General features: G+C 30.1%; 5 protein-coding genes. All 5 read right to left on the bottom strand.

The window, feature by feature from the left end; translation table 11 throughout:
- Window positions 1–504: 504 nt before the first annotated feature.
- The gene (locus FIB07_06485; protein NJD52502.1) at window positions 505–1,623 is read right to left on the bottom strand and encodes a glycosyltransferase family 4 protein; all 1,119 of its coding nucleotides are present in this window, start codon (window positions 1,621–1,623) and stop codon (window positions 505–507) included.
- Between the two features lie 3 nt (window positions 1,624–1,626).
- A complete protein-coding gene (locus FIB07_06480; protein ID NJD52501.1) occupies window positions 1,627–2,448 on the bottom strand; it encodes a glycosyltransferase in 822 nt (273 codons plus the stop codon).
- A gap of 103 nt (window positions 2,449–2,551) precedes the next feature.
- Entirely contained in the window at window positions 2,552–5,500 is a 2,949-nt protein-coding gene (locus FIB07_06475) for a hypothetical protein (protein ID NJD52500.1), read from the bottom strand.
- Entirely contained in the window at window positions 5,493–6,569 is a 1,077-nt protein-coding gene (locus FIB07_06470; protein NJD52499.1) for a glycosyltransferase, read from the bottom strand. Before FIB07_06470 ends, FIB07_06475 begins: the two co-directional genes overlap by 8 nt.
- A 20-nt stretch (window positions 6,570–6,589) precedes the next feature.
- Window positions 6,590–7,513 (bottom strand): glycosyltransferase, encoded by a 924-nt coding sequence (locus FIB07_06465; protein NJD52498.1) that lies wholly within the window; start codon window positions 7,511–7,513, stop codon window positions 6,590–6,592.
- Window positions 7,514–7,536 lie beyond the last annotated feature (23 nt).

The following is a 7,536-nucleotide window of genomic DNA, read 5'->3' as shown; positions in this document are numbered from 1 at the left end:
TTATTATTCTATTTATATATATTTTAAATAGTATTAAAATTAAAAAAGCAAATGATATATTGCCCAAATAATAATAAAAAAAAGCACCAAAGGCTATGTGCTCAATTGAAAGATTATTTAATACAACAAATAGACCAGCTAACAAACCATAAAAAAAATCATTTGTAATATATTTAAATGTGTAGAAATACACAAGCGAACACAGGAAAATTAAACCAAACGATAATAAATATGATATCAAATTGTCATTTAACCCGAATAATTTTAGAAATAGTATAGAAATTCCTTTTGGAAAATATAGAAAAACAGTATTGGATTGGTCAAGCCCGAAATAATTTGATGTGTATGTCGTGATTGTATTGAGAGAATTTTGGTCTATATTCCAGAAATAAGCGCCATCGTTATAAGTGATACCGCCATGATCAGGTAAGACTTGATATGAAATTCCTATCGTCAGGATCAAAAAAAATAGTATAATTCCAAGATTTTGGATAACTTTTTCCTTCATTTATCATCCATGCTTTTTAAAATCCCGCTATGTATAGTTTCATATTTTTGGCTTAAAGAATATGAATTTCTGGAATATTTTTCATAATTACTGATTATTTCCAATATAGCTTTTACATAATCCTCCTTATTCATATTACATACTATCCCGGCTTGATTTTCTTTAATTTCCTCAACTGTTGAATGTGAATCCGTAGTGATTACAGGTAATCCGAAACTAAAATACTCTCTACATTTCACAGAGTCGCCATAATAATTGAAATTCCAATTACCATTGTAGAGAGCTAAACCAATCCCGCTTTTCGAGATTTCTTCTAATGCCTGATTATGGCTTAAATAACCTAAAAATTTCACATTGTTTTCCAGATCGTTAATTTTTACATATTGTTTATATTCTTCTTCTTTAGGTCCATTTCCAACAATAGCAAGAAGAATCTCTGGAAATTTTGTTTTCAAATCCATTATAGAGTGAAAAATCCCGATAAAATCGAGCTGGTCTCCAATAACTCCTAGAGTTATGAGATGATATTTATTCTTTTTATTTGTTACATAATTTTTATATCCGTCCGAGGGCACATTTGGCACAAATATATTTTTACTATCGATAAGACCCATATTTTTCCTGACATCTCTAATTCTGGAGGAAACATTCCAGACCTCATCTACATTCTTAACACAATATCTGTCAACTGTATGATATAAATAATTTAAAATTTTATTTGAAAATCGTTTTCTTGAATAATCTGCTGTGTAAAAAATCACTTTATCAATTTTATTGACCCTTTTTAGTAAAACTCCTGTGAATGCATTTAAGGGGTCTACTCCGATATAACAAATTCTCACATCATATTTTTTATGTAAAAAATAAATAAAGGTTGAAGTTATTTCTGAAATATATCTTAAGGGAGCAATCTTTGAAAAAATAACAAGATTTTTACGAGATATATTCTTTCCTTTATGATAATTATAAATAGTAGATGGAAGCTTGCCATCAATAGAGTGACGAATATATATAAAATCTATTTTATTTTTATGTAAAATATCTATAAAATTATTGGTTACGGCATCATATATATGACCATCTATTAAACTGGCATGGCTCGTGATTATGATCATATTTTATTGATTCCTGATATGATTAAATATCTGTATCTTGACTTTGTACGGTACAAAATATGTCATGCTGATAACTATATTATATATTTTATCAAATAAGGTCATCGAATAGCCATAGCCATTTGAATATTTTTTCCGTATTTCTATAGTCATAGCCTCCATATTCTGGATTTTTGAGATTGTAGCAGATTGTTTGTGTACTCTATATTTAAGTAAAATCTCCTGGATGTTTGCAAATTTATATTGCGTGCCAATCCTGAACCATAAATCCAGGTCTTCAGCCGGGGGGTATTTCGGATCATAATATCCAATATTATTAAAAACCTCTTTTCTAATCATACAGACCGGTTGTGCAATAGGACAATATAGAAACAGTCTTTTTCGCAAATTTGTATCATCTTCATAGTATTTTCTCACTCCAATAATCTTACCTGAATCGCTGTCAAACAACTGTATAAAGCCACCAACAACTCCACAATCTCTGTGTTTCTCTAAATAATTATATTCTTTCTCAAATCTTTTTAATGTTGAAATATCATCTGCATCAGCTACTGCTATGTATTTTCCTCTAGCATATTTTGTACCTTTTGTTCTGGTTTCAGCTATTCCCAGATTATTTTCATTTCTGAGTATTATAATTCTATCATCTTTTTTTGAAAATTCCTTAATTATTTTATAGCTACTATCGGTAGAAGCATCATCAACGATAATAAATTCAAAATCCTCAAATGTTTGATTCAATATACTTTCAATTGCTTCTTTGAGATATAATTCAGCATTATAGACTGGCATTACTGCTGATATTTTAGGTGACTCATAATTCATCTTTTAATACACTCCTCTTAAAAGAATGGGAATTTATAAGATAACAGTTATCCAATTATTAGGATTCTGATGTATTAATACCTTCGCGAATAAGAAATAATCCTCACTTAAGCCGTCCTGTATAGACGCGAACTCTCAATAATATATATAGTGTCAACCAGACGATAATTATCAAAATAAGGTTCCCGATATATCTTTTAACAAACAGCATGTCAATCGTAACGCCATAGGCTAAAGATATTATAAGAAATACAGAAAGAAGAATCGCGACATTCAAGGAAATATCTGATATCAGGGAAATGTTTTTTCCAGGTCTGACGATACGCAGCCGCTTTAAATATTGCAGCTTGATGATACTTATTTTCTTTCGAATTTGTGCACCTATTGAAGGATGTTGCCTTTCAAAATCTGAAATACTTATCTTTATTTCAAATATAGCCCTGCGTAAATGTGATTGTTGTCTGGAATATAGATTTTTTAGCATAAAGTCCATATTTCTGATTAATTTCAATCCATGATATTGTATGAAATCCAAAACAACAGAAATGAGTTTCATAGCAGGATCGAGCCTTTGCAGGGTATCTTCAGGCAGTGAAAGCTCAAAAAAACGAATTGCTACGCCTAAGGCAAGGAAATAATATACATATATGGCAAGATTTTCAGCAAGTTTCTCGTCGCCAATAGCAAGTGTCACAGCAGTAACTGTAAGAAGCATAAGTGCAATTAAAAACGGGTAGTTGGAAGGGGACCAGTCATCCGTACTATACTTTTTCATGAGATTCTCAGAGATACTGACCGAGGTAGTCAATTTATTTGGTGTTTTCTTTTTCCGATCTTTATACAAATACCCAATGCAGATGACAAATGCAATACCAGAAACCATTAAACCCATATAGAAATACGACTGGGGCTTGAAATATAAAGTCAATTCGATATCAATACTGCCATCTGGATATTTCTTGTAATATTCTTTTGGATAATTTGTTATAATATATTCTGGATCAATAGTCCAGGCATTAGCATACTCATTGACCATTTTATGCGTTCCATCTGACACAGAGTTTTGCAATATATAAGAGAGATCGCTGATTTCAAACAATTGTGTGGTTTGTTCACATTCTGTTGTATTACTGTTTTTGTAGTATTCTAATGGTTTGCACAAAGAATTGCCTGGATTGGATTTCAGATAAAGCTTCCATTGAGAATTATAGGATTGATGAAATTCAATATTTGTTTTATTTGTTAAATTATATATATAAACATCATATTTAACTGGACTAAATTTTTTAAATGATAATTTATTTCTATCTGAAAACATCAGTGGAATTAAATAATTTGTATCTAATTTATATAAAGCGAAATATTCATTTTCATCTAATTTCTTTATAGTATTATCTGCTTCTAATTCATTGATTGTATCGTATGTGATTTTAGAATAATTTATCCAATATTTTTCGATATCCTTATGTAATAAAATATATTTTCCACTGAATTTCTGCAATATTTTTAAAAATTTATATTTATCAACCCTGTTTCCTTCATTGTATTCTTTAAATGATAGATTTGTTTCCAATGCCGGATGATCATAAGTATTAGCTGAAATGTAATATTTATTGTATAGAAGGTGTAAAACATCGTGACCAACAAAATGCCATTTAGGATAATTAACCCAATTTAATGAGTTAACCACGCTATATGGCAAAGAAATTATTGAAAGCTGGGTATCATCTTTATTAATTATTTTTTCGATAGTATAATATTCAGACGGAATTTGAATTGTAGATTTGTATCCCTTTTCATTTTCATGAGATAAGTAGGCAGGGATACCTCCAATATAAAAAGGGATGGGGATAATCAGAATGAAGATCAACATCGCTGAAATTATTTTTTTTGATAACTTGCTATAATACAATAATAAACTCAATAATACTAAATAAAAAAATGGATAAAAAACAAAAAGTTTATCAGGAGACCGAAATAAATTAAATCCCGGTAATGTGTATAAAAATATGTTCATCTTATCGAAAGGAGCGGTTCCTCGCATTAACAAAAATAAGAGCATCAGAATAACTATCAAGTAATGGAGCCAATACTTCTCTTTTTTTCTTTTCTGATACAATATTGCAACAATTATAAAAATTATATAAGCAAGTGAAATTGCAAGAAATATTTTAGAGTCAGAGTATAGATTAACTAATGGATAGTTGTCTTTAGACATTGTGAATGAAAGTATAGAATAGGCATCATTTGAAGTCCATGAAAACACACTTGAAATATCACCCAGGACTTTTCCGCCAGTTATCCTTGATATATATTCAAATTGTGATGCAAAAAATGGTAATAAGAAAAAAATGGATAAAATCAGTTGTAGAATAAAAATAAATAATAATCTTTTAGCTGTTATCAGACTTAATGGAATTTTCTTTGTGGCAAAAAGTGCAGCTGACAATAACACTTGAAAAAATAACAATGCTGCCAGAAAAGCTACATTATTGAATCCCGAAGTTGAGATTAAAAATATTATTATAAAATAAGATATATTTTTTAATGAACAACCAGTCAATAATTTCTCAAAAAAGGCAATCAATAGAGGTATAAAGATGTAAATTATATAATGATGCGTAATCCACCAGGGAAAGATGAATATTGTGAAAGTAAATATATTTATAGAATAAATAGCTGAACATAATAATTTAAGATAACCAGGAATCTTTGAATTGATTATTTTTATAGCGAAAAAAAAACTATAAAATGAACCGACGAAAAAAAGAAACATTATTGTGTTTGCAATATTCGCATAGGAGAATCCAAGATTGTATAAAATATATTGAAATACATAAAACGGGAATGCTACAATTAGTGGATTGTACTGCCCCTGCCCATGTTGATTAAACCATGTGAATAGATTCCTAATAATATTGTCATTAATATTGATTAACTGGTAAAAATCACCGCCTGCAATGAACGTCCCGTCCGGAATTTTATTTATTACAAAAGATAGAAATAAAAATAGCATTACTATCGTTGCATGTAATATTTTATTTTTATCCATGTTTTTTTAATTTTTCATATATTTTAATTATTTGTTCAGATCTATTATGGTATGTATGTTCTTTTAAAACCCTTTCTCTACCAGCTTCAATAATAGCCAATCTTTTGTCAGGATTATTCATATAATAATCAATTTTTTCAAACCAATCTTCGCGGTTGTTGGCAATAATAATTTCTTTATCAGCTTTAAAATATTTGCGGATACAAGCTACATCATCAGTAATTTCAAATCCGGAACAAAGCGGTATCTTAAATGTCCTCTCATTACAGTCACCTCCAAATTCTCTCTGGTAGTCTTCGTGAACGTTTAAGGAGATAATAGATGATTTATATATCTTAGACTCATCTTGCAACTGTAATTTTGGCTTTCGTATCGATCTCATATATGGAAAGTTAAAATATTGTCCACCTCTTTGTATCCATCCCAATGCTCTATCATGCCATGTCCAATCTTGACCATATATCTTTAAATTATATTTTCTACGTAAAGGGAAAACATGTTTCCTGAAAAAATCCCTCTTTTGAGGTAAATATGTTCCAATAAATGAAATATCAGATTCATATTTGTTATCAAATTCTTCTTTCAAAGCAATCTTATCAGCAGCAAGAGGTATCGTATAATATCTAAAGCCAGTTTCCTCCTCAAAACCCGCCATTCTTAAATCATCTTGCTCACATTGATTAAAAAAAACATCACCTAAGAGATTTTTTTTTATTGCCTTTACTTTATTTTTTTCATTTTTTAGAGAATGACCTTCATTTATTCTTATTCTGGATAATGGTGAATTCCAAAAATTAGTACTCATAAAAGCTATCATTCCATTAAGTCTTGCTTTATTAAAAGATTCCACATCCAGGAACTTCAGTGAGTAATTTGAAATTGAAGAAATAAATATGTCCGGCTGAAATTTTTCAAGGATTTTTTTCAAATTATCATTGCATGTTACGGTTTTGAAATCATGCCCGAGATCAACAAACGCATTTTTATAACCATAATATATTGTTCTCGCTGCGTATACAGTATCTAAAGATGGTATATGATAAATGATTCTCATTCTATTTTCAACCATAAGTAGTGTTCATGTTATTATTACTTCTCAAATTTTTTTGCAAGAGATTCATATGGTAAAGTCACGATAATTATTATAAGGCCAATCGTAAATAAAGCTATTAAACCTCTTGATTCTATTCCTGGAAATATATAGGGATTGATCAATTGTTTGAAGAGATATATCCCTGCCACAAATGCTGTTAACATTATAATCGAATCGCGAAACATTTTTGTATAGTATTGTAATACACCAAAACGTGATGCTACTGCAACAGTATCAAGGAAAATGTTGAGTATGGTCTTGAAATTTATCCTCCCAAATCCTTTTCGTGTGAATTTCAGAATAATTGGTGCTTCCACGATTTTATAGCCAAATCGGGTAGCATAAGCTAAAAATTCCACATCGAAAGCATATCTCTTAACGCGCATCATTGGAAAGATTTTTTGTACAGCCTCTCTTTTCATCAGCTTAAAACCTGCCTGAGTATCCCTGATTTCCAGTTGTAGCAGTAATCTTAAGACGATATTATACATCTGGCTTAAGAATCTCCTGAGTAATGGATAATATTCAATCATGGAAAGGGGATGTCTCTTACTTCCAACTACTATATCTGCATTGTTTTTCTTCATATACACAAATAGGATGCTTATCTGTCCCGGATCAAGTTCCATATCTGCGTCAAAAAATGTGACAATGCTCTTTGTTATAAAGGTAACGCCATATTTTATAGCATAGCCTTTACCCCTGTTTCGTTTATAGCCAGTAACTTCAACATTATCAAATTGTTCTGAGGCTGCCTCACTAAAAGTATTATCTATAGATCCATCATCCACTACAATTATTTCATGATCTATTCCAAGTTCGTTTAAAAGATCCCTTACATGTTTTATTGTTTTAAGAACCCGTCCTTCTTCATTATAAGCTGGAATTATTACTGAAAGTCCTTCCTTTTTGATTTCCAAAAAGCCATCTCCCTATTCCGGAT

Origin of the sequence: Candidatus Methanoperedens sp. (assembly GCA_012026795.1) — an archaeon.
In the GTDB taxonomy this organism is placed as follows: Archaea; Halobacteriota; Methanosarcinia; order Methanosarcinales; family Methanoperedenaceae; genus Methanoperedens.
This window is presented reverse-complemented; position numbering and strand designations above follow the sequence as displayed.

Excerpts from the sequence above, each read along its gene's own strand:
- FIB07_06470 (NJD52499.1), bottom strand. The coding sequence starts at position 6,569 with ATGGTTGAAAATAGAATGAGAATCATTTATCATATACCATCTTTAGAT.
- FIB07_06485 (NJD52502.1), bottom strand. The coding sequence starts at position 1,623 with ATGATCATAATCACGAGCCATGCCAGTTTAATAGATGGTCATATATAT.
- FIB07_06480 (NJD52501.1), bottom strand. The coding sequence starts at position 2,448 with ATGAATTATGAGTCACCTAAAATATCAGCAGTAATGCCAGTCTATAAT.
- FIB07_06475 (NJD52500.1), bottom strand. The coding sequence starts at position 5,500 with ATGGATAAAAATAAAATATTACATGCAACGATAGTAATGCTATTTTTA.